Annotated in this window: 22 protein-coding genes; 7 read left to right on the forward strand and 15 right to left on the reverse strand. The window is 39.8% G+C overall.

Annotated elements, in window-relative coordinates; translation table 11 throughout:
* The first annotated feature begins 33 nt into the window (after positions 1-33).
* The 3 genes from era (at position 34) to AC3IRX_RS00925 (ending at position 4,075) form a co-directional block, all read left to right on the forward strand.
* Positions 34-915, forward strand: coding sequence for a GTPase Era (gene era, locus AC3IRX_RS00915; RefSeq protein ID WP_489210635.1), 882 nt, complete (start codon positions 34-36; stop codon positions 913-915).
* A 71-nt stretch (positions 916-986) separates the two neighbouring features.
* Positions 987-1,418 carry a DoxX family protein gene (locus AC3IRX_RS00920; protein WP_489210636.1) on the forward strand — a complete coding sequence of 144 codons (432 nt, stop codon included), beginning with the start codon at positions 987-989 and terminating at the stop codon, positions 1,416-1,418.
* A gap of 257 nt (positions 1,419-1,675) precedes the next feature.
* Positions 1,676-4,075 carry an alpha/beta hydrolase family protein gene (locus AC3IRX_RS00925; RefSeq protein WP_489210637.1) on the forward strand — a complete coding sequence of 800 codons (2,400 nt, stop codon included), beginning with the start codon at positions 1,676-1,678 and terminating at the stop codon, positions 4,073-4,075.
* A gap of 86 nt (positions 4,076-4,161) precedes the next feature.
* Here AC3IRX_RS00925 and AC3IRX_RS00930 read toward each other — a convergent pair whose 3' ends face one another.
* From AC3IRX_RS00930 to AC3IRX_RS00950, 5 genes are all read right to left on the reverse strand, one after another.
* Positions 4,162-5,178 (reverse strand): nucleotidyl transferase AbiEii/AbiGii toxin family protein, encoded by a 1,017-nt coding sequence (locus tag AC3IRX_RS00930; RefSeq protein WP_489210638.1) that lies wholly within the window; start codon positions 5,176-5,178, stop codon positions 4,162-4,164.
* Entirely contained in the window at positions 5,168-5,791 is a 624-nt protein-coding gene (locus AC3IRX_RS00935) for a DUF6088 family protein (RefSeq protein ID WP_489210639.1), read from the reverse strand. Before AC3IRX_RS00935 ends, AC3IRX_RS00930 begins: the two co-directional genes overlap by 11 nt.
* 523 nt (positions 5,792-6,314) lie before the next feature.
* Positions 6,315-6,737, reverse strand: coding sequence for a hypothetical protein (locus tag AC3IRX_RS00940; protein WP_489210640.1), 423 nt, complete (start codon positions 6,735-6,737; stop codon positions 6,315-6,317).
* 20 nt (positions 6,738-6,757) lie between these two features.
* Entirely contained in the window at positions 6,758-7,585 is an 828-nt protein-coding gene (locus AC3IRX_RS00945; RefSeq protein WP_489210641.1) for a GLPGLI family protein, read from the reverse strand.
* Between the two features lie 127 nt (positions 7,586-7,712).
* Positions 7,713-8,177 (reverse strand): hypothetical protein, encoded by a 465-nt coding sequence (locus tag AC3IRX_RS00950; protein WP_489210642.1) that lies wholly within the window; start codon positions 8,175-8,177, stop codon positions 7,713-7,715.
* A 456-nt stretch (positions 8,178-8,633) separates the two neighbouring features.
* Here AC3IRX_RS00950 and AC3IRX_RS00955 point away from each other — a divergent pair, with 456 nt between their 5' ends.
* Positions 8,634-9,140 (forward strand): hypothetical protein, encoded by a 507-nt coding sequence (locus tag AC3IRX_RS00955; protein ID WP_489210643.1) that lies wholly within the window; start codon positions 8,634-8,636, stop codon positions 9,138-9,140.
* Positions 9,141-9,246: 106 nt separating this feature from the next.
* Here AC3IRX_RS00955 and AC3IRX_RS00960 read toward each other — a convergent pair whose 3' ends face one another.
* The 7 genes from AC3IRX_RS00960 to AC3IRX_RS00990 form a co-directional block, all read right to left on the reverse strand.
* Positions 9,247-10,032: a glycoside hydrolase family 16 protein gene (locus tag AC3IRX_RS00960; protein WP_489210644.1), complete on the reverse strand. Its 786-nt coding sequence runs from the start codon at positions 10,030-10,032 to the stop codon at positions 9,247-9,249.
* Between the two features lie 27 nt (positions 10,033-10,059).
* Positions 10,060-11,520, reverse strand: coding sequence for a glycoside hydrolase family 30 protein (locus AC3IRX_RS00965; RefSeq protein ID WP_489210645.1), 1,461 nt, complete (start codon positions 11,518-11,520; stop codon positions 10,060-10,062).
* A gap of 17 nt (positions 11,521-11,537) precedes the next feature.
* Positions 11,538-12,617 carry a glycoside hydrolase family 16 protein gene (locus AC3IRX_RS00970; RefSeq protein ID WP_489210646.1) on the reverse strand — a complete coding sequence of 360 codons (1,080 nt, stop codon included), beginning with the start codon at positions 12,615-12,617 and terminating at the stop codon, positions 11,538-11,540.
* Positions 12,618-12,687: 70 nt separating this feature from the next.
* The gene (locus tag AC3IRX_RS00975) at positions 12,688-13,638 is read right to left on the reverse strand and encodes a hypothetical protein (protein ID WP_489210647.1); all 951 of its coding nucleotides are present in this window, start codon (positions 13,636-13,638) and stop codon (positions 12,688-12,690) included.
* A 6-nt stretch (positions 13,639-13,644) separates the two neighbouring features.
* On the reverse strand, positions 13,645-14,745 hold the full coding sequence (locus tag AC3IRX_RS00980) for a PKD domain-containing protein (RefSeq protein WP_489210648.1): 1,101 nt from the start codon (positions 14,743-14,745) through the stop codon (positions 13,645-13,647).
* Between the two features lie 10 nt (positions 14,746-14,755).
* Entirely contained in the window at positions 14,756-16,267 is a 1,512-nt protein-coding gene (locus AC3IRX_RS00985; RefSeq protein ID WP_489210649.1) for a RagB/SusD family nutrient uptake outer membrane protein, read from the reverse strand.
* Positions 16,268-16,271: 4 nt separating this feature from the next.
* The gene (locus AC3IRX_RS00990) at positions 16,272-19,193 is read right to left on the reverse strand and encodes a SusC/RagA family TonB-linked outer membrane protein (RefSeq protein WP_489210650.1); all 2,922 of its coding nucleotides are present in this window, start codon (positions 19,191-19,193) and stop codon (positions 16,272-16,274) included.
* Positions 19,194-19,391: 198 nt separating this feature from the next.
* Between AC3IRX_RS00990 and AC3IRX_RS00995 the strand changes: the two genes are divergently transcribed.
* From AC3IRX_RS00995 to AC3IRX_RS01005, 3 genes are read left to right on the forward strand one after another with little or no spacing between them, the layout of a single operon-like run.
* Positions 19,392-20,588 (forward strand): MFS transporter, encoded by a 1,197-nt coding sequence (locus tag AC3IRX_RS00995; RefSeq protein ID WP_489210651.1) that lies wholly within the window; start codon positions 19,392-19,394, stop codon positions 20,586-20,588.
* 28 nt (positions 20,589-20,616) lie between these two features.
* On the forward strand, positions 20,617-21,378 hold the full coding sequence (locus AC3IRX_RS01000; RefSeq protein ID WP_489210652.1) for an NUDIX hydrolase: 762 nt from the start codon (positions 20,617-20,619) through the stop codon (positions 21,376-21,378).
* A 31-nt stretch (positions 21,379-21,409) separates the two neighbouring features.
* Positions 21,410-22,591, forward strand: a complete 1,182-nt coding sequence (locus AC3IRX_RS01005) for an acyl-CoA dehydrogenase family protein (protein WP_489210653.1) — start codon at positions 21,410-21,412, stop codon at positions 22,589-22,591.
* Between the two features lie 60 nt (positions 22,592-22,651).
* Here AC3IRX_RS01005 and AC3IRX_RS01010 read toward each other — a convergent pair whose 3' ends face one another.
* From AC3IRX_RS01010 to rsmG, 3 genes are all read right to left on the reverse strand, one after another.
* On the reverse strand, positions 22,652-25,348 hold the full coding sequence (locus AC3IRX_RS01010; protein ID WP_489210654.1) for a PD-(D/E)XK nuclease family protein: 2,697 nt from the start codon (positions 25,346-25,348) through the stop codon (positions 22,652-22,654).
* Positions 25,349-25,457: 109 nt separating this feature from the next.
* Positions 25,458-25,871, reverse strand: coding sequence for a hypothetical protein (locus tag AC3IRX_RS01015; protein ID WP_489210655.1), 414 nt, complete (start codon positions 25,869-25,871; stop codon positions 25,458-25,460).
* A gap of 7 nt (positions 25,872-25,878) precedes the next feature.
* Entirely contained in the window at positions 25,879-26,514 is a 636-nt protein-coding gene (gene rsmG, locus AC3IRX_RS01020; RefSeq protein ID WP_489210656.1) for a 16S rRNA (guanine(527)-N(7))-methyltransferase RsmG, read from the reverse strand.
* Positions 26,515-26,533: the final 19 nt, after the last annotated feature.

Genomic DNA, 26,533 nt, shown 5'->3' on the forward strand with positions numbered 1-26,533 from the left:
TCCTTAACTTTGCCCTTACTTAAAATTATTGCTGTGAATACGCACAAAGCTGGATTTGTTAATATCGTGGGGAAACCTAATGCAGGGAAGTCAACCCTTTTGAATGCACTGATGGGGGAAAAGCTTGCCATCGTGACGCAGAAGGCACAAACCACCCGCCATCGGATTTTTGGTATCTATAACGAAGAAGACGTACAGATCGTTTTTTCGGACACCCCTGGAGTGCTTGATCCCAAGTACGGCCTTCAAGAAAAGATGATGGATTTTGTAAAGGATTCTCTTCAAGATGCAGACGTATTTCTTTTCATTGTAGACATCACTGACAAAACGGAACCTTCTGAATTTTTGATTGACAAACTCAATAAAATTCCTGTTCCGGTCCTTATTCTTGTGAACAAGATCGATATTTCAGATCAAAAAGCAATGGAAGCTGTGATCGACTTTTGGCATGCGAAAATTCCAAAAGCAGAAATTCTACCTATCTCTGCGATTGAAGGCGTGAACACCGCCTTAATTCTTCCGAAACTAAAGTCTTTACTTCCGGAGAGCCCGCCTTATTATGATAAGACGCAATACACCGACAAGCCGGAGCGATTCTTTGTGAACGAAGCCATTCGGGAGAAAATCCTTCTGAATTACGACAAGGAAATTCCTTATTCTGTGGAAGTCGTGACGGAACAATTTATTGAAAAGGAGGGAGCTATAGTGATCGATTCTATCATTTATGTGGAGAGAGAAACCCAAAAGGGGATTATCATTGGCCACAGAGGAGAAGCCATCAAAAAAGTGGGAACTCAGGCAAGGGTAGATCTCGAAAAGTTCTTTGACAAAAAAATTCACTTGAACCTTTTTGTCAAAGTCAAAAAAGACTGGCGTAAAAACGAGCGAGATCTCAAGAATTTCGGCTATCGTTAAAAGGATTAATGCTTTTTTGCTGCGCGGTCTAAAGGTTTTTTCTTAGTTTTGTTACCAAATCACTACTTTCTATGAATTTTCTAACTTCTATCCACACCCATCCCCGTGTTAATGACTTCATTTTACTAGTGGTACGACTCTTTATCGGCTTTGGTATGATTTCCCATGGATTTCCAAAGATTATGAAGTTGTCTTCTGGGGAGCCTGTCGAATTCTATAACTTTCTAGGATTAGGATCTGAGTTTACCTTAGGACTTTGCATTTTTGTTGAAGTAGTATGTTCTATATTTATAATTCTAGGGCTTTTCACTAGGGGAGCTCTCATTTTTTTAATCGGTCTTACGTTTGTAATCTCCTTTTTTGTGCACGGTGGCGATGTATTTGGGAAGCGTGAACTCGCACTTCTTTATCTAAGTGTCTACCTTCTGTTAATGGCATTCGGTCCTGGAAAATATTCCATTGACGGAATGATTACCAAGAAAAGAGCGAGTTCTGGTTGGTAAAAATCGTATTACTTTTCTTTTTTAACTGACCTTTTTCGGGCAGTATGCCCCTTAAAAGCCTGAGTTTCTTAGTCGTTATTTTGATTAAAACGGCATTTTCGGCGCGGCGTACCTGACCCTTTTTAGAGGCTTTGCTTAAGGGCTGAACCCACCTATTCTAAAGAATTAGCGACACTTTGATAATTTTTGGGCAATTTGTTATGCATATACTCATAGTTTGGTTTAATTTTCCTATTTTCGTGCAAATTGTATAAACTATGAAGTTAAAATTAACTGCCGTTTTACTGGCATTTATGGGTCTTTCCACGGCCCAGGAAAACATTACTTATCAAAAACCTTCTGCCCAGATTCTTAAGCTTGCGGATTACGAGCGAGCTCCTTCCGTCTTTATGGACAGTGGAAGAGAGTGGATGGTATTCACCTACCGTAACACCTACAAAACCCTTGACGAATTAAACCAAGAGGAAATGCGCTTAGGAGGTCTAAGAATTAATCCCGTGACCAACATCTCAAGTAGCACCACGTATGTCAACAATATCAAAGTAAGAAAACTTAGTGATAAGTCCGAAGTTCAGGTGAAAGGACTTCCTTCGAATGCAAAAATTGCTAATTTCGGATTCTCACCGGACGAAACCAAACTTGCCTTTACAAACACCACCGCAAGTGGAGTAGAGCTTTGGGTTGTGGATATGAAGTCGGCTAGCGCAAAAAAAATCACCCCTGACAATCTAAATGCGAATTTAGGGTCTCCTTATCTTTGGTTTAGAGATTCAGAAAATTTACTGATTAAAGTAATTCCTGCTAATCGTCCTCAATTAATCGATCCTTCAAAAGACCTACCTACAGGTCCAATCGTTTCCAACTCGGACGGAAGGGTCTCTCAGAACAGAACCTACCAGGATTTACTTAGCAACCCTCAAGACGAAGCTAATTTTGATGCTCTTACCCATTCTGAGCTTCACAAAGTGAATCTTAGTGGAGAGAGCAGTCTTTATAAAGAAAAAGCCATTTATTCTTCTTTAAGCTTTTCTCCCGATGGAAAGTATCTTCTTTCTACGACCATTCAAAAACCGTATTCTTATATTGTTCCACTTAGCCGATTCCCAATGGTGAGCACGGTGTATGATGAGACCGGAAAAGAGGTGAAGGTAGTAAATGAAGTCCCTAGAAACGAAATCATGCCAAAAGGATTTTCTGCCGTTCGCATGGGGAAAAGAAGTATGTATTGGAGAAGCGATAAGCCTTCCACTTTGGTGTTTACAGAAGCACTCGACGGAGGGGATCCAGCGAAAAAAGTAGAGTATAGAGATCAAATTTCCACTTGGGATGCTCCTTTTACGCAAAATCCAGAGCCTTTCTTTAAAACGCAGCAGCGTTATTCTGGAATTACGTGGACCAATTCAAATTATGCCCTTGTGCATGAAGCCTGGTACGACACCCGTAACACCAAATCGTTCTTAGTGGATTTAAATACAGGAGACTCAAAAGTCATTGTGGATAGAAACTCTCAAGATGTTTACAGCGATCCAGGATCCTACAACCGTGCTCGAAACGAATTCGGACAGAGCGTGGTCGATGTTCAGAATGGAAAAGTTCTTCTCATTGGAGATGGATTTACAAAGGAAGGGCAGAAGCCTTTCGTAGACGAGCAAGATTTCAAAACGCTTACGAAGAAAAGACTCTATACGTCTTCACTCAAAGGAGCGAAAGAAGATATTATCGATATCATTGACATTAAAAAAGGAACCATTCTCGTATCTCAGCAGTCGGCGAAAGAATATCCGAATACCTATGTCAGAAATATCAAGAATGGTAAAGGGACCGCGGTGACGCACTTTGAAAATCCATTTGAGAGTTTAGGAAATGTGTATAAGGAAGTAATTTCATACACGCGTCCAGACGGAGTTCAACTTAGCGGTACTCTTTATTTGCCTGCAAATTACGATCGAGTAGGGAAAAAAGAAAAATTACCACTTCTTATTTGGGCTTACCCAACAGAGTACAAAGACAAGAAAACAGCGGGACAAATCACTCAGAATCCTAACGATTTCACATTCCCAAGCTACGGATCGTTTATCTATTGGGTAACCAAAGGATACGCAGTCTTAGACGATGCAGCCTTCCCAATTGTGGGAGAGGGAACTACAGAGCCTAACGATACCTTTATTGCTCAACTTGTAGCTAATGGAAAGGCAGCAATTGATGCGGTGGATAAACTGGGGTATATCGACCGTACTAAGGTGGCAGTAGGAGGTCACTCTTATGGAGCCTTTATGACTGGAAATCTTTTGACCCATTCTAAAGACTACGCTTGTGGAATTGCAAGAAGTGGAGCTTACAATAGAACCCTTACGCCGTTTGGATTCCAAAGAGAGCAGAGAAACTATTGGGACAATCCAGATTTGTACAACACCATGTCGCCGTTTATGCATGCGGATAAAATGAAAACTCCAATGCTATTAATTCACGGAGATGCGGACAACAATCCAGGAACCTTTACTCTACAGACTGAGCGTTACTTCCAAGCTTTAAAGAATCTTGGAGCGCCTGTAAGAATGGTACTACTTCCTTTAGAAGCGCATGGATATGCAGCGAAGGAATCTGTATTACACACTCTTTGGGAGCAGGAGCAATTCCTAGACAAATGTCTAAAATAGGGCTTCAATAATACATCAAAGATTAATACCAAGAAAAACGGTTGTAATAAATGCTTTACAACCGTTTTACTTTTTTTGAATAATTGTTACCTCTCTACCGCAACCCATTCCAATTCATTTATTTCGGATTTTAGTTTTTCGAGCGTATTAATGATTTCAGAAAATTCAGGTCGGTGTTTACTATACAACATTTCCGATTTCATAGTTTCATAATCTTCTTCCCATTGCTTGATAATTATTTCTGGAGGAATTGGATTAATTGTTTGAGGGTTGTGTAGTGAATAATCGATACCTGCAACTTTGGTAAATTCAATTCTGTGATGAACAATAGTTTTATATAAATCTTCATCGTTTAAAGCCTTATTTTTAAACGATGAATGATAAAGTGAGTAAATATCATATAAGTGCCTACTCAAACGATTTACTCTAATTTTCTCGGGTGGTTTCTGAAATTCTTCATGTAGTAAGAATATTTTCTCCAAAAACGTTCTTTCCGGATTAACTGATGGTACATTGAAAGCTAATTCAGAAAAATCCATATTTTTATATTCCTCATCAATAAATGATGAAACCAAACAGCTTGAATATGGCTCTTTTAGTGATCTACAACCAACTTCTATTTGGACCCGAGGATTCATATATCCTTTTGCAACGATTAAAGTTGGATAGTAAATATTAATAATTCTTGGATCTTGATCTGATGACTGCGCTTCTTCTAAAGTAAAACGAACATTCTCACCTATACCTCTTTCAATGAAGCGTTTTTGTAACTTTGGATAAAACTCTTCTGAAACGAATTTCCCGGACTTTTTTCGGAGATTAGTTTTTCTTTTTGGAATTTCAGAGAATCCTAAAAATTCTCGGTCTATTGCTAAATCGATATCTTCTGAAAACCGTTGAATTAAATTCCACGACTTACTTAATGAAGTTCCTCCTTTAAAAACTAAAAACGGCGCTTCTTCCATTTCAAATATTATAGATAAACTTTGAGTAACCCACCAATCCTTTTCAACTGCAATTGGCGAAATTCCCCTTTTCTCAGCAATTTGGTTAAATGCATTTACTTTAGTTTGTTCAGGTAGGCTTAGAAATTTATTTTTCATTTGTTTTATTTAAAGCTTTACGCATAATAATTCTAATCCATTCAGGAGCTAATTTAATATCGTGTTCTAAACGGTAAAAGTCTTCTTTTTTTAAATGTTCTAAAATCAATTGGATTTCTTCATCTGTAACATTATCTTTTCCAATTTCTTTGAGTGCCTGTATCACAATCCCACTAATACTACCGATAGTAGCTAGATTTTTAGGACTGGTTTTCTTGAAAACAATACTGCGATTTCCGACTTTAATTGTTCTAGCTGATCCATCTGTCAAATAGATTAAATTTATTGGGATTTGCGTTGATAATCCCAACATATTTAGAGCTAAAGAACCGGTAGGAATAATTCGTGCCTTATCTCTTTTTCTAATGGATTCGGCAATTTTTTCTGCTGTTGGTGAAATTTCACCCAAATAAGGGTCTTTTTCTAAAATAGCAAAGATTCCACGTGCAACTCTAGAAAGTTCATTTTCATTCACTAAGCGTTCTAAGGCTTTAGAAACGGCTTTATAATTCCCAAATGAAAGAAAATCTTCGGTATAAAAAAGCGAACCCCTCTTCGCTTTTTTTATTTTTTCAAGTATTTTAATATCAATGCTTTCCATGTTATCTTTCATACATTGTTGTCGCAAATTTAGGAAATATTTGCGACAAAATTCAATTTAAATAAATAATTTACTTATTAACTCTTCCATAAAACCCATTTTCAGTTCATTATCAAAGTATCTTCGCTAATATTTTATGGGCACACTCAATAATTCTAAGAAAGCACTACTTTCTAAATTGAAACTCAAAGAGTAGGCTGAATCTAAATAAAAGGATTAGTGCCGTACAAAAAGCGGCCTAAGCGATTTTGAGCATGCAACCTAACCAAAATAAATTGTTATTGTTCAGCTTATTGTTTAAATGGAAATTACTTTATCTAAAAATTAAAGAGAGCCAAGGTGTTTAGTGGTCAAAAATCGACTTTTCTTGTCCTTGGTACTCAACAATGAAAAACTAGATCGTATGCGGGAACAGGCGTCTAGCTAACGAAATGAATAGATAGGTTCTTGAATTCAGAAACCAATCCTATTTAACATAATATAAATTATAGGAATTATATATAGCATGGAGAATGGTCCTGTACATTGATGTTGGTTACCTTAAAAGACTTATCTTTTTAATGCTATCTGTAATTTTGACAAAAGAATCGTAGACTTCGTATTTAACGGGTTCTGTTTGGCAATTAGGGTTTGCTTCTTTTTCGTTGAAGATTATTTCATACTTATAAGAATATTCAGGATAGCTTTCCTTGGAGATCCAGCAATAATTAGAACGGATACCCGCATTTTTCAATGTGTTCTTAAAATGTTTGTAGTCTTTCCTCTTAAGAGCAAAATCGCTAATTTCAGTGCTTTCTTCAGTGGTGACTGTAATTGTTTTTAACTTCGTATTGTATTCGTTCACACGATTAGTTGAATTTTCTACTCCAGTAAAATAAGTTCTTTTCAGGATGAATTTATTACTACAACTTAGTACGAAAAAGAGAGATAGTATGGGAAGAATTTGATATTTTTTCATAATAGCACGTTTTGAAGTAGTTAATAGGAAATAGCATTACTGAGCTCCAGTGGATTATTATTTTTCTTAATTTCCTGTTGTCTGTATTTTGTAAGCTCGTTCCAATTTGGAGTGATCCTCTCTCCTTTCTCATTTTTGAAATTGATCATAATTCTTCCTGCTTTTGCTTCTTTATAAGGATCATTATAATAATCCAAATAAACCTTCCTCAACTGTTCCGAATTAACTTTTATGGTTTTAGGCAAATCACCTTCTGTATATATGTTGTGATAATGTGGCGATACTTCAGTCATGCTAAAAATATAATTTTGATCTAGATCGCTCATATATATAATTAATCCGGGTAACTGGCCAAAAACATAGGGACCTTCCGCATAGGGCAACTCTCTAGCAAACCATGCTTCCCATTTTCTGCCTTGATAATCTAAAGTTGCTTTTTGAGCTGTGAAGTTTTTTATTTTTTTAGTATCCTTACTAATATGCCAATTTAATTCGGTCTTATTCTCCTGTAATTCGTAAATATCATAGAGGATTCTATGATATTTAGAAATTTTATTATCCTGTCTTACAACCATAAAATCATAATCCATTGATTTAGATATAGTAATCAAATTTAGCTTTTCATTTGCAATAAGAGTTGAATCACTTTGATATAGTTTATAGGAATAGAAACGTGTCGTGTGTTCGTTGACGTCTAGAATCATTACCTTATCGACATATTCATTTGACAATGAATCTGTTTTGTATTTCATATCATAAAAAACACGATAGTTTTGCGCATATGAAACTGCCGATGTAATTGAAAAAATGATAGATATAAATAGTTTAAAGGTTCTTGTCCATTCCATAATATTTAATTGCATTTTGTATTAATGAATTCTTGGTCTACTCCTCCCATTCTCCATTTTAAGGATTAGCCGCAGCCAAGTTATAGCTATATCAGTGGCTACATCTGATCGGAAAATTAAAGAATCATTATTTAGTACATTTAAAACTATCTATTAATAATTTCAGATCATTTGGTGGAATATCACCAGATATTACTAGATAGGAATTTCTTGAATTGCACCGAATTTGTTCTACAGTTGCATCTTTATCTTTTTTTCCACTAAATTTTGCCAGAAGATAATAGTCATACTTTACATTATGAACTTCAAAACCCATATCTTGACTCGCATAATAGACAATATTTTTATATTTTAAATCCACAGCAGAATTATTCGCCTTCTTTTCCTTCGAGTCTATTATGTTTAGACCACCATATGTTAGATGTTCGATATTTAAGTCGGTATTTGTATATTTAATTCTCTGATTTTCATAGCTAAAATCATTATATTTTGCCGATTTGCTGAATGTTGTGCATCCGATTAAAAGGAATAAAGTGATGCATGTAATTACACGTCTATATACTTTTTTTGAAATAATTTCACTAAAGTTCATAAGTAGAATTTAATGTATTAGATTTGGTGTACTTTTGAAATTATGACAATTAGATCCAAAAAAGGCGGTTCTAATTTTATTTCGAAAGCGAATTTTTGTGATTTAGTAAATGTAAATGTAAATAAAAATATATACAAATGTTTTGTATTGTTTTTGAGGGTATATTTTAGTTTTTGAGATTGATTTCGTCAAAAATTCATGGGATTATTTATTCTTATTGTAATTTCTTTGTGTTATTTTCAAAACTGTGCTTTTACAAAATTGTAGCATATGGGGCTAATTTCGCAGTTCAAGGCGGTTCAACGTGGAATAAATGCTCTTTCTCATAATGACAAGGCTGTAAAGTATCCTTCACATTCATGGAAAAATAAAGCCAGTCACAATGAAGCTTTCAGGTTCCATTTGTGGCATTTCTAGATAATTAGTAAATTGAAAACTCATTTAAACCCTAGACTTATGAAAAATTTAGTTTTAGTAGGTGCAATGGTTTTAGCCGTTGTGTCCTGTAATAAGAAAACAGAAACCACTACTGTGGAACCTATTGACTCCAGTGGAATTTTTATTGATGAAGCCAATGTAACCGATTCTACACTTGCTAGTACTAGCACTTGTTATTTTGAAGCGATTGGTAAGGATACGCTCTTTGCAAAGATTAACAACAATCTGGGAACAATCACAGGAAGTTTACGGTATAAAAACTTTGAGAAAGATAGCTCTTTCGGAGATTTAGCTGGAATTGCAAACGGAGATACCCTAAAGGTGGATTATGTATTTCAGGCTGAAGGAACCACTTCCACGCGTGAAATCTGGTTTCTTCAAAAAGACGGTAAGCTCATCGAAGGAATTGGTGATTATGATGATTCTGGAGAGCGTTATGCGACTCCTAAAGTTGTAAAATTTGAAAGTGGACACAGCTTAACGCAGGCCGATTGCAATCTGATTGCATCGAAACTAAAGCCTTAGATTACCTCTTTTAAAAAGGTAATTACAAGTAGATTAAAACAAAAATGCAAGCGAAAAGGCTTGCATTTTTGATTAGAAAATCTATTGCTATTGATTGGGTGTTTTTTTATTGATAAACGCGAACGTAATCAATATAGAATTTCTGAGGATAAATACTTGGGTCTACTCCTTCTTTCCCACCCCAGTCGCCTCCCACGGCCTGATTTAAAATGAGGTAAAAGGGCTGGTCTAGCGGCCAAGCTTCGTAAGTTTTCTCCTCATTTTTGTAGGTGTAGAATTTAACTTCATCCACGTATACATCCACTTTTTCAGGCGTCCAATCTAGCGTATAGACATGGAACTTGTCCATGGCGTCCTTCACGTATAAAGTATCCGTTTTCTGGGTGTTGATGACGTGATTGTATTTCTGCGTGTGAACCGAGGAGTGAATGAAACCAGGATTGTAACCTACATGTTCCATAATGTCAATTTCTCCGTCCTTAGGCCAGGATTTCATTTTCTCGCTCATCATCCAGATTGCAGGCCAAGTCCCTCTCCCCTTCGGAAGCTTTGCACGAACTTCTATTCGTCCGTAGGTCCATGTCTGCGTGGATTTTGTCTGCAGTTTGGCAGACGTATACTCATTCTTATCCCAAGGCTCTTTGTGCGCTTCAATGACAAGGCTTCCTTTTTCTACGCGCGCATTTTTGAGTCTGTTTTTCGTGTAGTACTGGAGTTCATGATTTCCAAAACCACTTCCCCCCTCTTCAAATTCCCATTTTGTTGAATCGGGAAGTCCTTTGTAATTGAATTCATCATTCCAGACGAGTTTTAAGCCGTCTTTCTCGAGCGGAACTTTTGTTTGACAAGAAGTGAGTGTGGCAAGTACTAAAACTGCAAATAAACCTTTCATACCTTAATTTTCCTTGGATTATACACTTTAGAATACATAGGTTCCGACCGCACCTGCATCCAGAGATAAGGTGGCCCATTTTCCATTAATTCTTAGATTGAAGATTTCAGCGTTTGCGCTGCCGTTCTGTGCAATTAAAACCAGTTTCCCACTAGGAGTTTGAAAGGCTGCGGTACTAAGGTTTGAATTTTGAGTAGACTGAATTCGAACCGAGTTTTGAGGAACAAATTTCGAGGCGTGCGCGATAATGTAATAAGCGACGTTACGGGTGAAGTTGCTACTTCCGTTAATCGTAATTGCGCCCTTGCAAGTGTCACATCCGCCCTGCGTATGCGGCTCGTAACGGCCGTCATTCGCTAAGTTCCATTCGAGCGCGTTTTTACTCCAGTTTCTCATGGATCCGATGATTACGTTTTTCACATGCCAATTAAGATCTCCTCCAAATTCTCCTGTAGAAGCCGTGTACTGTTCTGTGAAGTAAAGATTCTTGGACGGGAACGTATCATGAATTCCTTGCAAAACATTTATGTCTCCTCCATATAGGTGGAAAGCACTTCCGTCCACGTATTGGGCTGCTTCTGTATCTGAAAGGATCTCAATCGGATAGTCAGGGCGATCGCAATTGTGATCGTAGATGACAATCTTGGTTTGAACGCCTGCTGTGCGAAACGCTGGTCCTAAATGCTTTTTAATGAATTCTGCTTGCTGCTTTGCAGACATGGATAAACTAGGATTGTTCCCAGGGTGCAAAGGTTCATTTTGCGGAGTAATTGCATCGACTGTGATGCCATTTTCTTTCATCGCTTTAATGTACTTTACAAAATACTGAGCATAGACTCCGTAGTACTCTGGTAGAAGTTCACCTCCAATACTGCTCTTATTGGTTTTCATCCAGGTCGGTGGAGACCAAGGAGTAGCCATAATCTTAATGTTTGGATTGATGGCGAGAATGCGCTTAAGCATATCCACTAAAGCTTGGTCCTTCGAGAGTGAAAATTTGGCTAGAGTTAAGTCGGTTTCACCTGCCGGTAGATCGTTATAAGAAAATACCGAACTATTCAAATCCGAAGCGCCAATGCTTAGTCGAATGTAACTAACGCCTATGCTGTTTTCACCTTGACCAAAGAGTTCTTGCAGAAGTTCATTTTTTTTAGTGTCGCTTAACTTATTAATAACCTCCACACTACCCCCAGTAAGGGTGTATCCAAATCCATCCACAGATTGGAATTTTTGATTGGTATTGATATCAATAAATGGATAGGAATTCGTTTGGGACGAAAAGGCGATCACATTGGTTTGTTTTTGGAGCAAAGCAGACTGATCCGATTTCGTAATCCACACATCGACTTCATTTTTCGCGGTCGGTGGATTCACGGGTGGATCTACGGGAGGGTTCTTCCCTCCGGGTTCCGAGGAGCGAGAGCAACAAGAAAGTGAAGTTGCCACAAGCATGCCTGTGAAAATAGTGGTTAAAAGACGAGTTTTCATTTGGGATAGGTTTAAGGTTATTGGTATACGCGAACATAATCGATTTCAAAGGTAGCCCCTTGAACCGAAGGATCGATCGCGCCTCCAAAGTTTCCGCCCATTGCCATGTTCATAATAATGAAATAATTATGATTGAAAGGCAAAGAACTTGAATTGTTGAATGTGAAATAAGGTGTGTTGTCCACGGAGAAAATGATTGAACTTGGAGTCCATTCGGCGGAATATAAATGGAATTCGCTGGATGCTGTGGGAAGCATCATACTTCCACCTACCGCATTTCCACCTGAGTGTTCAGGATAATGCAATGTAGAGAAGATTCGGTTCTGTTGGTTTCCCACATGTTCCATGACATCAATTTCTCCACTGCTAGGCCAAGGGACTGTGTCTATGTTGGCTCCTAGCATCCACAGCGCTGGCCATGTTCCTTTTCCGGTAGGAATCTTGGCTCGGAATTCAATCTTACCGTATTTGAAATCAAATTTACCTTTGGTCACCATTCGGGCCGAAGTAAAGGAGCTTCCTTGAAACGCTTCTTTGATCAAATGGATTTTTAGGGTACCGTTACTAACCACTGAATTTTCTCTACGGTTCGTATAGTATTGAAGTTCGTTATTACCCCAGCCGCCATCTCCGGTTCCGGTCTCATGGGTCCATTTGTTTGCATCCGGGGCACCGTCGACATTGAATTCGTCTGACCAAACTAATTTGGAGTCTACCTTCACTCGGATTTCAAGCGTTTTAGAAGCGAATTTATCCCCGTTATAGGCGGAAATAAACACACTGTAAACATTGGATCCGGGAGCAGTAAACGTATAGGTAAATGCTCCTGTGCTTGAGCTAAGGGTTTCACCATTGACTAGCATTTTGTAACTAGTGGCATGATCTGCTTTCGCAGTAAAATTGACAACCCCACTTCCGTCTCCTTCTGGATTCTGAGCATTGGAGCCCACAATTAAAGAACTAACCACAAGGTTGCTTGGAGTCGGTTTGGGTTCTGGTGTTCCTGGATTGTCGCCTCCTCCTGAGGAGCAAGAAACAAGGAAAAACACCAGGAAAGTTCCAAGTGCTATAAAATTTATATTCAGTCTTTTTCTCATAATTTGAATCGGTTAAAAATAAAAAAGGAAGCGGCTATTTTCAAACCGCTTCCCAAGAGAGAAACTATAGTTACTCAACAGCAACTAGTTTTACATACCATGCATTACCCGTTTCCGTTCCCTGTACCCTTAGGTTCATGGTGGTAGGCGTAATAGATAGGATTTCATATTCTTTTTTCGTTGCAGCGTACCCAATAAAGGTGGTATTGCCCGAAAGCAAAATGCTGGTGGTGGTAGATGCAGAAGCAGCGACTCCACTTGTGGCTTCAATGAAAACAAAAGCTGAGCTACCTCCTCCGTAAGGATAACACCCTTCGTCTCCTGAGGCTGGGATTCCTGGAATTCCAGCGAGCGCTCCTGTTTTTGTAAAGGCTCCCTGTGGAGTTGTGGATTTCATGCTAAAGCTTGCAGGCCCTTCTTGTGTAAAGGTAAAGCTGGCAGCATAAAGACAGTCTGCTGTTCCTTCTTTTTCAAAAGGAGTAGCTGCCCACCATTCTGGTTCTATGGAGGCTGGTGTGTATGGTCCTACACCCATATGGGCTGGTTGAGCTTTCGCTACGACCCAAGTTTTAGACGTTCCGCCTGTTAGGTTTTCTACAACAATCGGATCTGGATTGTACACACTTTTTACGGTGATATCCTTCGTCGCTACTGTAGAGGTACCTCCAGCACCGTATGCCATCACCGAAATTCGGTAGTTAACATCGCCAAGTGAACTGAATTTTTTAGTCATTTTGCCTGCTGGCATAACCACATATTCTGGTTCACTTGCTAAATCGTTAATCTCCGTAAATGCGACACGATAACTAAGAACGTTGTCTGCACTTGCAGTAATATTCACGACTCCTGATCCATCACCGTTAGGGTTTTGAGCATCTTGTCCTGAAATCTCTGTTACAATATTTAAATTGGTTGGAGAGCTAAGGGCTCCCATTGTATAGACTTCCTCCTTGCACGAGAATAAAAATACAAGTGCAAAGGAAAGGAGTCCTGAAATTTTTAGTAGGGATTTAGTTGTCATAATATTTTAATTAATTTGTGTAATGTCATCCAAATAAACAACTTCACCATTGCCAACACTACTAGCATTCACTAGGAAAACAACCTGCGTGAAGTGATAGCCGCTGGCTATGTCTTGGTCTGTAAAGTCAAAGGTGAGTTCTTCCCACTTATTTGCTTTTGTAGTCAAAACTTCCACAAAGGGTTTGTAATCACTCCCATCTTCCAATTGGAAATGAACGGAGGTTCCGATGGTAGGCGAATAGACTAATACTTTAAAGACCTTTCCGTTGTTAATATTAATAGGAACGCCTCCTGGTTCTCCGAGTGGAATATAAATACCTGCCCACGTTTCGGCCCCGACGGATTTTGTGATTTTAAGTACTTTGTTAGAAACGTTTAAGCCTTCCGTGTTTGGATTGTCGACAAAGCCCATTCCCATACCGCCAAAGACTCCTGCTACACCGTAATTCGTGTAAGGGGTTTCAAAATCGATAGGAAGTCCAAGTGGGTTGTTAACAGTTACATCTAAAGTAGTGCTCGTAGTAGCGGCTCCCCCACTTAATGCAGTGACAGAAATTGTGTACTCCCCTGCTTTAGCATAAGTATGTGTGGATGAGGCCCCGTTTGCAATGACAGTGGGTACTTCTGAGTCTCCCTCTCCAAATAGGATTTTATACCCTCCACTCGCAAGCTGCGCTTCCGGCTTCACGGTTAAAGTAAGTCCGCCACCCGATACGCCGATACTAAGATCCGTCGGTGTCGCGTAGATCACGCTCAAAGGATACGTGTTTACCGTTTCTTTTCCAGAAAGGTCAATTGAGGTAATACTTACCGTATAGTCTCCTTCCTGATACACGTGCGTTATACTTTGACCCGCGTTCACAACTGCAGTGGCGGCAGCTCCTGAACCATCGCCAAAGTCGACGATGGATTTAGAGATTCCAGTTCCTACAGGTGTGATTCGAACTGTTCCCGAGTTGTCTGTACTTAGGTCAAAAATCTTATCGTAGGTACCTGAATTGGGATCGGTTAATTCCGGTACGTTTTGGTCAATTCCCTCCACATCACATGCCGTAATGAGTAAGGCAAGGGCCAAAAGGCCTGTTGTAATTTTAAATGCTTTCATATCTTAGGAATTAATCTTTGTAATTTGGATTTTGTTCAATCTTGGTTCCTTGCAATTCTTGGTAAGGAATCGGTAAGATTTCATTTTTCCCTGCGACAAATCCTTTGGAAGCGAGTACACTGGCTGCATCCCCCCAACGAACAAGGTCAAAGAAACGATGGCCCTCGCCTGCAAGTTCAATTCGTCTTTCTTTCTTAATGGCATCCATGGTAACAGGGACAGGAAGAAGGCCTACTCTTTTACGAACTGCATCTAAAAGTGCCTGAGCTCTAGCGCCAGTGGCGCCTAAAGCTTCCGCTTCCATTAGGTACGTATCTGCTAAACGAATGATATAAGAGTTCTGACGGTAATTTAATACCGCATCCCCTGCTCCGTCTGTCACATCAGCATTGGTTGGGACGAACTTATTTAAGAAGTATCCTGTGTCGCGATATCCTGGAGTGTAATCTGCTTGCCCCGCTGCTTTAAGCGCTTTTAAGTCAAGTACTGTAGCCTCGAACCTTGGATCTCCTTTAATCGCATCGTAGAACCCTTGAGTCCAGTTGTTGAAACTCCATCCTGTAGGAAGATCCGGTGCGTTCGCTCCAATTTTTGTATACCCTCTTGGGCCTACCATTACGCCCGTGGTATTTCCTTCGTCTGTTCCACTTCCCCAGTTCCCCCATCCGGCGTTACTTAGGTTGGTGTGTGAGCATTCTAGAATGGATTCTGAGTTGAACTTGTTGTCTGTCACCCATAAATCATCAAAAGAATCGAGTAATTTATATCCGTACTGACTTGTTCCTCCCGGCGTACCGTTTACTAAGGCAAGTTGTGCAGCAGCTTCGGCTTTCTTACCGTTGTAAAGGTAAATTTTACCTAGTACAGCTCTTGCAGTTCCTTGAGAAAGTCTACCCGGATATTGCGCGGAGGCATTCAAAGGTAAGTTTGGAATGGCTTCTTCAAGATCCTTTTCCATTTGTGCATAAACCTCTTCACTTGGCGCCTGTAAAATGTCGTACATCGCAGCAGGGTCAATTGGTTCCAAGATTAAAGGAACGTTTTTGAACATTCTCACGAGGTTGAAATAATAGATCGCACGAAGCGTTTTGGCTTCCGCTGCAAATTGTTCTTTGGTCGTGTCTGCCATAGGAACGTTTGGCAATTTCTGTAAAAGAATGTTTGCACGGAAAATTCCTTGGTAATGATCACTCCAGTAACTTCTGTGGATCGTAAATTGATCGATTGTGAAATTTTCAAACTTGTGGATTCCGACTCCGTCGGTTTCCCCTCCACCTCCAGCGAAGTGATCATCCGATCCCGCATTCATGAAGGTAAGGATGTTGTCAAAACTTCCTGTGTTCTTTCTTAAAACATCGTAGATAGAAACGAGTCCTGAAAAGGCTTCACTTTCGTTTTTGTAGTAATTGGTTTCTGTTTGCTTTCCGTCGTTGGGTACGTTTAAGTACTCCTCCGAGCAGGACCCAAGGCTAAAGCTGAGGGCTCCTATTAAAGCAATGTATATGTATCGTTTGTTTTTCATTGTTTTAGAATTGTAAGTTGATACCAAAGATTAAAGTTTTAGGTTGTGGGTAATACCCTTTGTCAACCCCCATAACATCTCCACCAATTTCTGGATCGTATCCATTGTAATCGGTCAGGGTCCATACGTTGTTTCCAGTGACATAAACTCTAATTTTTTGAGCGCTTATGGCATTCGTTAATTTCGCAGGAAGAGAATACCCTAGAGAGAGAACTTTTAGTCTCACATAATCTCCGTCTTGCAAGTAGAAATCGGACATGTTCGTGAAGTTTCCGTTCGTATCGTCTGAGGTCAGCCTAGGATAGGTGTTTGAAGTGCCTTCTCCTGTCCATCTTTCAAGCGCTACGGCTTGGTAGTTTGCTCTACTCACGTCAAGTCTCCTAAGACCTTGGAAGATTTTGTTTCCAGTTACTCCTTGGAACATTGCATTTAAGTCAAATCCTTTGTATTCGAAATTTAAACTTAATCCAAATGTGTTTTTCGGAAGAGAACTTCCTAAGAAAGTTCGGTCTTCGGAATCAATGGTTCCGTCCCCATTTGTATCCATCCATTTGAAATCCCCTGGTTTTGCATCCGGCTGGATCACAGAACCGTCTGAAGACGTGTATGAATTTACCTCGTCCCAGTTTTGGAAAATTCCGTTGGTTTTCCAACCGTAGAAACTTCCATAAGGAAGATCCTCCATTAGTCTAGCGACTTCGCCGTTTAAAGATTGAAAGCTACCCATTCCGATAAAGTCAAGCCCATTCAACTTGGTTACTACATTTGTTAATGTTGTGAAGTTGGCAGAAGCATCAAATTTTAAATCGCCGAATTTTTTACGGTACGATAGTTCGAGTTCAAAACCGTCGTTCCTCATATCCCCAATGTTCCCCCACGGGTTGTTGGTTACCCCTACATAGCCTGGGATTTGGTATTGAAGTAAAATTCCTTTGGTTACTTTTTGGTAGTATTCAGCCGTTAAAGTAAAGGTATTAAAGAGACGGGAGTCGATCCCAATGTTCTTTTGAGTCGTGGTTTCCCAGTGCAAATCGTTGTTGGAAAGCGTTTCTGGTGCACTACCAATGATTACAGATGGACCGGTTCCAAAATAGTAATTGTATCCGTTTGCGATTAGAGATTCGTATTGGTTTGGGGTAAGCGATCCGTCGTTCCCGTTTTTCCCATACCCTGCTCTAATTTTAAGTTCATTTACGAAGGAGTTCTCTGGCCAAAAGTTTTCTTTTGTAACCACCCATCCTGCTGAAACAGAAGGGAAAGTTCCGTATTTATAGTTCGGACCAAATAAGGAAGATCCATCACGACGAACGATTGCGGTTAATAGATATTTTTCTTGAAAGTTGTAGTTTAACCTTGCAAAAAGAGAAGTTCGCCTTACTTCGTTAAAATTGTAACTATACCCAAGTTGGTCTGTAGGAGCGACCGCCATGTTGAAGGAAGCTTCTCTCCAATCGTTTGTGGGTACGTTGTAATGAGTGGCTCCACTGAAATTCCCTTTCCCAATGACATTCACACCTTGACCTATTAAAAAGGAGAAATCATGGCCTGAAATCTTTTTGTCGTAAGTTAAAGTGTTTTCTACGTTCCAGTCTAGTCCATTTCCGTTTCCACGGTTAAGGTTGTTTCGTACTGCATTTAAATTAAGGGAACTTAAATAATACTGTGGGTTGAAACTGTAATCTCCCCAAAAGGCTTTTTTCGCCCCGACTGTGCTACGAAGTTTTAAACCCGGGATTAGTTCCGCTTGTAAGTATGCATTCCCTACTATGACATCGCTCCAACTGTAATTTCCCATGCGAGTTTGAATGTATGCAAGAGGGTTTACAATCTCGGATTGTTGCATGTTGGAAATCCCGTAAGGGTTTCCATTCGCATCGCGAACAATCCAAGGAGAGGCCGTGTATGGAGCCGAGTTGGCTCGAACGGGATCGTATTCAATCGTAGGAGTTAAAGGGTCAAGCATAAGTGCGTCTGCAAGTACGCCACCGAATTCACGGTTTTGATCTCCAATACCCACATTTTTTTGGTGCGAATAAAAGAGATTCTGACCGAATGTTAAAATATTGTTTAAAAACTTGTGCGTAGAGTTTACTCTAGCCGTTTGTTTTCTATAATTAGAAATAGGAGTCGCCACAATCCCTTCTTGTTCTTGAATCCCGAAAGAAGCGAAGAATTGAGAAGTGTCGTTTCCTCCACTAAAATTTAGTTCATGGTTTTGTCCAAATGCACTGGTGTTGAATACCTCTTTTTGCCAATCGGTTCCTACCCCTAAGGTGGAGAGATCGTTAAAAAGAAGCCCTTCGCCTCCATTGATAGATCTTTCATTCATCAAGGCTCCATACTCGGTACCATTTAACAATTGAAGCACTCTCGAAGGTGCGGAATAAGAAGTGTACCCATTATAAGCTACGTTCATTCTGCCTTTTTTGCCGCGCTTGGTCGTTACTAGAATAACCCCTTTTCCAGCTCTAACCCCGTAGATGGCAGCAGAGGCCGCATCCTTTAGGATTTCAATGGATTCAATATCTCCTTGGTTTAAGGTAGCGATATCCGCATTTTCAATTGGTAGTCCATCCACAACCCAGAGTGGGTCGTTGGCTCCGGAGAAGGTAGTAATTCCTCGAACACGAATGGTGGATGAGGATCCCGGTGCACCGGAGTTCATAGCAATGGTTACCCCAGCACTACGCCCCTGCATCATTTGTCCAATACCCCCGTTAGGCGCATTTTTGAAATCTTCAGAGCTCACCTTAGATATAGCTCCTGTGACCACGCTTTTCTTTTGTACGCCGTATCCGACGTTGACTAAAACTACTTCTTCAATAGTTTCCTCGCGAACTGTATCCTTCTCCGCTTGCTGCGCCATTAAACCGGTGGCAGAGAGAAGCATGGATAAGCTCAAAACACTAAGAATTTGTTTTTTCATATTATTTTGATTTTTTTATCTCATTATGAGACAATAAATCTATAACAAATTATTAACATTGAGTTTTATTTTTTTATTTTTTTTAAAATTCGTTTATTTGCAGTGCTTTAGAGCAAAAAACAAAGGAAAATTACTATTAATTTGAGTGTGTTTATAGCTTAAAATTTCACAAAAACTGTTACTAAAACGTTAATTTTCATGGTGCGCTCCGAAAAAATATCCCACTATCCCCTTGTTCTCGTCTTTTTAATTTTCTCCATGTTGTTAAACTGCATGGGCATTATGATTCTCCAATTTTCAGAGCAACAAATTTCATTTCAAGGGCTCGGATTCTTAGAAGCATTTAAAGATTTGCCCATTGCCGTGGCCTCCCTTTTTGCAGTTCGATACATCAATCGTTTCGGCTCTAAGTATGCGCTGCTTTTCACCGTGGGTTTTGTGGCTATCTGCTGCTTAAGTGTCCCTTTTATTGGAAGTTTTTGGATTATGAAAATTTGGTTCGTTTTTATCGGACTTGGCTTTGCAGTGGGGAAAATTAGCACCTTCTCGCTACTTCGAAGCAATTTTAGAGAGAAGCATCTAGCTCAGGTAATGAACGAAGTGGAGGCTTCTTTTATGCTAGGAATCTTTCTTGTGAACATGGGATTCGGTTGGCTCTTGGGTTCTTCTTTTAAGGAGCATTGGATGTTTGGGTTTTGGATGATTGCTCTTCTCTCGATTTTCACCTTCATTCTGCTTTGGAAGATGCCCTATGAGGAAATAAAAGAAAGTGAAGAGGGACAGAAATCCAATTTATGGGTTGGGTTTTTCAAACAAATGGATCGAAAAACGATTGTGTTCCTTCTAATTATGCTTTTGATTGTATTTGTTGAGCAGTGCCTAAATTCTTGGCTCCCGACTTTCTACAAAGGTCATTTTAATGTCTCCTCGCAGTTTGCCTTACAGAGCACGGCCTTTCTCGCACTTTTTTCGTTTGTAGGAAGGTATTTAACGAGCAAACTGATTTATCGTTTCTCTTGGTATAAGTACGTCAGGAGTTGCCTAGTGCTGCTGGTGCTCATGTTAGTGACGATGTACCTTTTTATCAATTTTTCCCCTGAGCACAATTTGTTTTTGATTTATTTAATTCCAGCCATTGGACTATTTCTATCGCCTCTTTATCCCATTATTAATGCCCGAATGCTTCTTCATTACGATTCTCAGAGGGTAAATCGGTTGATTTCTGCGCTTGTGGTCTTTTCTTCTTTAGGGAGTGCCTTAGGCTCTATTTACATTTCTTGGGCCTTTCATTTCGATTTAACTTCCTTATACCCAGTGTTTATCCTGGTTCCTATCCTGTTTTTAGGACTACTTCTTGTATTTTTTAAAATATTAATCACTCAAAAAGATAATTAGTCTTAACTTTGGAAAAAACGAGTAGTGCATGAGTGTCATTGATGATTCTAAAAACAGACAATCTTTACAAGATCTTATTGATACGGACGGATTTATTCCTCAAATTTCGGTAGACTGTACCATCTTTGGTTTTCACAAAGAGAAACTCCGTGTCCTTTTGTTAAAATACCACGATCTGGACCTGTGGTCCATTCCTGGCGGTTTTGTATTCCATCACGAGGATCTAAGAGAAGCGGCAGCGCGCGTTCTCTATGAGCGAACTCACCTCGACAATTTGTTCCTGGACCAGTTCCATACCTTTGGTCGCAAGGAAAGAACACAAAACAACGTACATCAAATCCTTTTGGAAAACCGAGGGATTGAAGTTCCGAAGGACCACTGGATCTTTCAGCGCTTTATTAGCGTGGCCTATTGCAGTTTGATTGATTACACGATTTCCAAAACATTTCCGGATGCATTAAATGAATCCATTGCTTGGTTTGATGTAAATGAGCTTCCCAAAATGGCCTTTGATCACGACCGCATGATTCATGTGGGCCTCGATCACCTTCGACGCAATTTAGACACACAGCTTGTTGCCTACAACCTACTTCCTGAAAAATTCACAATGATGGAACTTCAAAAGCTCTACGAAATTGTTTTAGGAGAACCGTTTCGACGTAATAATTTTCAGCGAAAAATGCTTAGCTTTAACCGTCTCGAAAGACTAGAGAAATTCTTCGACGGATCAGCCAACAAAGCCCCTTATTTGTATCGCTTTAAAGACGATTTGGTTGACTTTCGAGATTGAGAACAAATTCCTAATTTAGAAAAAAAATAAAATGTCCTATTATCCTTCTACTTTAATACCCGATTACTACCTAATTGATGACCTCTTAACCGAGGAACACCTGCTGATTCGGGATTCTATTCGCAGTTGGGTGGATTCTTTTGTCCTCCCTAAAATTGACAAGGCGGCTCAAGACCACGAAGATCTTCCCGGTTTAATGAAAGAATTAGGCGCTATTGGCGCGTTAGGCCCTTACATTCCACAAGAATACGGAGGAATGGGCCTAGATCAAATTTCCTACGGACTTATCATGCAAGAACTCGAACGCGGAGACTCCGCTGTTCGTTCAGCAGCATCTGTGCAAAGCTCTCTTGTGATGTTTCCAATTTTTAAGTTTGGCTCAGAGGAGCAAAAAAAGAAATACTTGCCTAAGCTAGCTTCTGGAGATTTTATTGGTTCCTTTGGCTTAACGGAACCCAATCATGGGTCCGATCCAGGGGCAATGGAAACTCATTTTACAGAAGAGTCTGACCATTACCTCCTTAATGGAAGCAAAATGTGGATCACCAATGCGCCCCTTTGTGATATTGCAGTGGTTTGGGCAAAAGGCCCTGATGGAAAAGTAAGAGGTTTAGTGGTAGAAAGAGACATGGAAGGCTTTTCAACACCGGAAACGCTGAACAAATGGTCCCTGCGTGCGTCAAAAACAGGAGAACTTGTTTTTGATAACGTGAAAGTTCCAAAGGAAAATTTACTTCCAGGTGTTTCTGGATTAAAAGGACCGCTTTCTTGTCTTAACTCAGCACGCTACGGAATCTCGTGGGGTGTGATTGGAGCGGCCATTGACTGCTATTGCACCGCTTTGCAGTACAGTTTAGAACGTAAGCAATTTGGAAAGCCCATTGCTTCGTTTCAATTGCAACAAAAGAAGCTTGCCGAGTTTTTAACCGAGATTACGAAAGCGCAGCTTTTGTCTTGGAGACTTGGGAGTTTGAAAAATACAGATGAGGCCTCCCCTTCTCAAATTTCACTTGCAAAACGAAATAATGTTAAGATGGCTATTGACATCGCAAGAGAAAGTAGACAGATGCTCGGAGGAATGGGCATTATGGGAGAATTTCCAATGATGCGTCATGCGGCCAATTTAGAGTCCGTCATTACGTACGAAGGGACCCATGATATTCATTTGCTGATTACAGGCCATGATATCACAGGGATTAATGCCTTTTCTTAAAAAGGCATTCGCATTTCAAAACAATAAGGAACTCATTTCGAGTTCCTTTTTCTATTTCGTTTAATAGGATTTGGTATAAACGGGAATTTCCTTTTGCTCGAAAGGGATTTCGGGATTTAGAATCTCTAGGATTAAGGTTCGAATGGAATTCATAGCTGTACTAAGATCTCCATCGACAAAGGTAAGAGGCTGAGGTCCTTTCTTAGCGTTAATAAATGACCAAATATGGGCTCTAGTCTCAATGCCTTTAAATTCCCCACTTGACTTCAAAAACCAAAGATAGATGCTTAACTGAATCGCTTGTTTTAAGCTTTTTTCAATTAGGTAATTTTCGCTCAAGTCTTTAAATTCTAAATTAAGGTTTTCCAATTTTCCGGATTTATAGTCAGTGACTCGAATGACGCCGTCTAGCCTGTCAATTCGGTCAATGAATCCCTTGAAAAAGACCTGATCACCCTTCTCGTTTTCAAGATCAAATGCTAGGTTGCTAAAAGGATGCTCAAGGGCTAGAATTTCAAGTTTACTTCCCTCTTTAACCAAAGCAAGATCGTATTTTATGACCGATTCTACAGCATCGCGAGCAATAGTTTTGTGCACGAAATTCATCCCCTTTTCATAGGCTTCGAGCGGGTGATCAAGCTTAGTAATAGCCTCCTGAATTGCTTCATCTATTTTTGAGAAAAGACTATTTAAGTCCTTTTCATATAGCAACTTACCTTTAAGTGGTTCATAAAGTACTTGAAGTGCATAATGGACCAGTGTTCCGTAGCTTTTGCGAGAAATTTCTTCTTCAATGTCATCCTCTTCTGAGAGTTTTAAAATCGATTTTAAATAAAATTGAATAGGATTATACATATAGGAAGTGAGATGGGTAGCAGCCACTTTCGATTTCCACTCCTCTAATCGTTCAAGTACGGAGGGTGTTTTTTCAATCGTCATTAACGACTTTTGCACTGGCAATGAATCCGCGTCAACCACTGTATGTTTAATGGAGTGTTTACTTTCCAGTTCGATTTGCGTTAGGAACCTAGATTTCTCCCCTGTATTAACCCCTGAGCTTAAACTGTTGTAAAGGAAGGTTGCTTTATTTGCTTTTTGTAACAACCGGTAAAAGTGATAGGCGTAGATGCTGTCGTTTTCAAGATAGGTGGGAAGTCCCCGAGTTAATCGCACGTCAAACGGCAGATACGAGTTGTGGGAGCTACCTTGAGGAAGGTTTCCTTCGTTTGTGGAGAGCAAAATAATGTTCTCAAAGCTTAAAAGCCTCGTTTCTAAAAGTCCCATCACTTGCAATCCCTCCAGAGGTTCCCCTTGAAACTTGATTTCTTCGCTTCCTATCAAGTGGTTCATCATCACCTCGAGGGTTTCCATGCTTACTTCAAATTGGTAGCCCTCTAATTGATTGGCGGCAATTTTGAAAGCATTCTCAAAAAGGGTAATGTTTTCGTAGAGCAAATCGTTTTGTGTGGTCGATTTTAAAGAAAGGCAAAATTCAATTAATTCTTTGAGAAGAGCCTTTGGAGAATTGTAGGGCTGAAGGATCTTGAGGTAACTTAGGTTCCCTAACAATTCTTGCAGTCTCTTTTGTGATAGATAGACTAGGTTTTTGGACCGCAGTTGTTCTTGGAATTCATGCGTGATTGTTTTGTCTTCTTCGGTGCTTTCAATGGCATTGATAATGGCATTTACGTCTCGGTAGTAATAGGATTTGGACTTCGCTAATTGCTTATGAAGATGAAATATCTTTTTAATGGCAAGTGAAAAATCTAAATTTTTGATCGGAAATCCCATCGTAATGTTGAGACTCTCTGCAAACTGCAGGCTCTCAAGGGTTGCCGGTAGTAAATTTTCGTCCAAAAGGACGACTGCAGTCTGTGAGATTTCTAAAGAAGAAAGGTTCTCAAGCAGGCTAGGAAGTACTTTGGTTTGGGATACATTACCCGATACTTCAATAATCTCAATGTCTTTGGGTTGAATGAATTCATTTTCAATCCAATTGAATTTTCGGTGGTCCCCAAATTCTTTCCATTGAAAAGTGCTTCGAAGGAATTTTCCTGCTTCTTGTCTTTTGTCGTTAAGATAGTGTTGATCTGCATCGAAGAAGCACTGAGCTTTGTTCCATTGCAAAAGACCACGCATTAAATCTTTTTCAATGGGAGTAATCGCATTGAACCCACAAAATACGTAACGCTGATCGACATTTGCAATAAACGTTTCTAGATTTTCACTCGCTTTTTCATAAACCATTCCATAGCTATACCAACCTTTCTCGATCAGCTTCTGTTTTAAGATCGGAAAGAAATGTGCGAGTCGACGCCAGAAATTAAGGTTTTTCTTTTGCGTTTCTGTAGGATCGCCAAGAGAATCTCCCCAGTTTTTGATTCTCTCTTCTTCGTGCATGTAGCTAAAGACTTCTTTTTCGCTTGCTTTGTATTTTAGAATGTCGTCCCAGTCTTTTAAGGCTGTGGGAAACCATTTTAAAAACTGATTAAAGTCCTCGGTATAAAGCGTACTGTAGACATCATAAGCAAAGAGCCATAGAGAAAGGCCTTGAACCATTGGAACCCCGGCAATCTCTTCCATAAGCTCCTCGATCGTGAAAAACTCAGGTAAGAAACCCGTGTAGCCGTTCTCAGCCAAGTGCTTTTTGAAAAAGACTGTGGGACGTTTCCCTGGAAAAATCAAGGTGTAGTTTTTGAGACTTGAACTCTGTTCCAGAAGTTCCAGCGTAATTTTGTTTAGAAAAGAGGAATCCAAAGGTTCTGTTTTTAGGTAGAGCCAAGATAAGAAAAAGACTTGAAAGAAGGAGCGAGCTACCTTAGTTTCAAGTCTTTTTATTGGAGGGTTCCCTTCCCTTCCCTTCCCTTTACGGTGCGGGGCTTGGGAGAACCTCAAGGGTTTTCTCAACCCACTGGTTATTATCCTTCCAAAACTTCAGATGAAAGGTTCCGCTTCTTTTTGGCGTGAAATTCATAAAAGCCTCTGCTACGGTAGGGGCGCCACAAACGCTGTCCGTTTTTAGGTAATAAGCTGTTATTTGTTTTTCCTCTCCCACCTCTACTTCAGAAAAACCGTGAAAGAGTTCACAGTTGGCAGCAAGTTTATGATAGGTTGTAATTTGTACGGTATTACCAAGAGTAATGGATTCGGTAGGAAGCGATACACTGTCGGTGCTTAACTCAATCTTTTGAGCAAACGTGGGATCGTCAGATCGTTGACAACTCGCTAGGCAAACAAGCACCGTGACAATTGAAAGAAGAAAGTATATTGAATTCTGCATGGTATACTTAGGAATTAAAGTGGCCTTTGGATAAGTACACTACTTTTTTGGTTTCAAAGAATTCTTCTTCAAAATGTTTACTTAAAGAAGTAAGCTCACAGCGAAGGCCTGCAAGTTCTTCTCCGAGGTCTCCTCCTTTTAGGTAAAGAACGCCATTGTGTTTGGTGTTGATTTGTTCTTTTTCAAATTTCCCCTTTAGCCATTTCAAAAACTCAGGCATACGGGTGACAGCGCGGCTTACCACAAAGTGAAATTTCTCTTTTACGCCCTCTGCTCTGGTATGGATCCCTCGCACATTGGTAAGCCCTAGAGCCGTTGAGACTTCGTTAACCACGAGAATTTTCTTCCCGATGGAATCCACAAGGGTAAACTGCGTATCTGGAAATAAGATCGCTAAAGGAATTCCAGGGAATCCTCCCCCAGTTCCGACGTCTAGCACTTTCGTACCCGGGGCAAACTCAATCACTTTTGCAATGCCTAGAGAATGAAGGATGTGCTTCTCATAAAGGGAATCCATGTCTTTTCTTGAAATGACATTAATCTGAGAGTTCCATTCCGTGTATAGTGCTTCAAGCTGTGTGAACTGCTCAATTTGCGTTTTGGAAAGTTCAGGAAAGTATTTTAGTATTAATTCGATACCCATATAAAGTGCATAAGAATTG

This window comes from Epilithonimonas sp. KH_059, from assembly GCF_057838485.1.

What these genes read in the sequence shown, in the direction of transcription:
- AC3IRX_RS00920 (WP_489210636.1), top strand. Translation starts at nt 987, where the DNA reads ATGAATTTTCTAACTTCTATCCACACCCATCCCCGTGTTAATGACTTC.
- AC3IRX_RS00925 (WP_489210637.1), top strand. Translation starts at nt 1,676, where the DNA reads ATGAAGTTAAAATTAACTGCCGTTTTACTGGCATTTATGGGTCTTTCC.
- AC3IRX_RS00930 (WP_489210638.1), bottom strand. Translation starts at nt 5,178, where the DNA reads ATGAAAAATAAATTTCTAAGCCTACCTGAACAAACTAAAGTAAATGCA.
- AC3IRX_RS00935 (WP_489210639.1), bottom strand. Translation starts at nt 5,791, where the DNA reads ATGAAAGATAACATGGAAAGCATTGATATTAAAATACTTGAAAAAATA.
- AC3IRX_RS00940 (WP_489210640.1), bottom strand. Translation starts at nt 6,737, where the DNA reads ATGAAAAAATATCAAATTCTTCCCATACTATCTCTCTTTTTCGTACTA.
- AC3IRX_RS00945 (WP_489210641.1), bottom strand. Translation starts at nt 7,585, where the DNA reads ATGGAATGGACAAGAACCTTTAAACTATTTATATCTATCATTTTTTCA.
- AC3IRX_RS00950 (WP_489210642.1), bottom strand. Translation starts at nt 8,177, where the DNA reads ATGAACTTTAGTGAAATTATTTCAAAAAAAGTATATAGACGTGTAATT.
- AC3IRX_RS00955 (WP_489210643.1), top strand. Translation starts at nt 8,634, where the DNA reads ATGAAAAATTTAGTTTTAGTAGGTGCAATGGTTTTAGCCGTTGTGTCC.
- AC3IRX_RS00960 (WP_489210644.1), bottom strand. Translation starts at nt 10,032, where the DNA reads ATGAAAGGTTTATTTGCAGTTTTAGTACTTGCCACACTCACTTCTTGT.
- AC3IRX_RS00965 (WP_489210645.1), bottom strand. Translation starts at nt 11,520, where the DNA reads ATGAAAACTCGTCTTTTAACCACTATTTTCACAGGCATGCTTGTGGCA.
- AC3IRX_RS00970 (WP_489210646.1), bottom strand. Translation starts at nt 12,617, where the DNA reads ATGAGAAAAAGACTGAATATAAATTTTATAGCACTTGGAACTTTCCTG.
- AC3IRX_RS00975 (WP_489210647.1), bottom strand. Translation starts at nt 13,638, where the DNA reads ATGACAACTAAATCCCTACTAAAAATTTCAGGACTCCTTTCCTTTGCA.
- AC3IRX_RS00980 (WP_489210648.1), bottom strand. Translation starts at nt 14,745, where the DNA reads ATGAAAGCATTTAAAATTACAACAGGCCTTTTGGCCCTTGCCTTACTC.
- AC3IRX_RS00985 (WP_489210649.1), bottom strand. Translation starts at nt 16,267, where the DNA reads ATGAAAAACAAACGATACATATACATTGCTTTAATAGGAGCCCTCAGC.
- AC3IRX_RS00990 (WP_489210650.1), bottom strand. Translation starts at nt 19,193, where the DNA reads ATGAAAAAACAAATTCTTAGTGTTTTGAGCTTATCCATGCTTCTCTCT.
- AC3IRX_RS00995 (WP_489210651.1), top strand. Translation starts at nt 19,392, where the DNA reads ATGGTGCGCTCCGAAAAAATATCCCACTATCCCCTTGTTCTCGTCTTT.
- AC3IRX_RS01000 (WP_489210652.1), top strand. Translation starts at nt 20,617, where the DNA reads ATGAGTGTCATTGATGATTCTAAAAACAGACAATCTTTACAAGATCTT.
- AC3IRX_RS01005 (WP_489210653.1), top strand. Translation starts at nt 21,410, where the DNA reads ATGTCCTATTATCCTTCTACTTTAATACCCGATTACTACCTAATTGAT.
- AC3IRX_RS01015 (WP_489210655.1), bottom strand. Translation starts at nt 25,871, where the DNA reads ATGCAGAATTCAATATACTTTCTTCTTTCAATTGTCACGGTGCTTGTT.
- rsmG (WP_489210656.1), bottom strand. Translation starts at nt 26,514, where the DNA reads ATGGGTATCGAATTAATACTAAAATACTTTCCTGAACTTTCCAAAACG.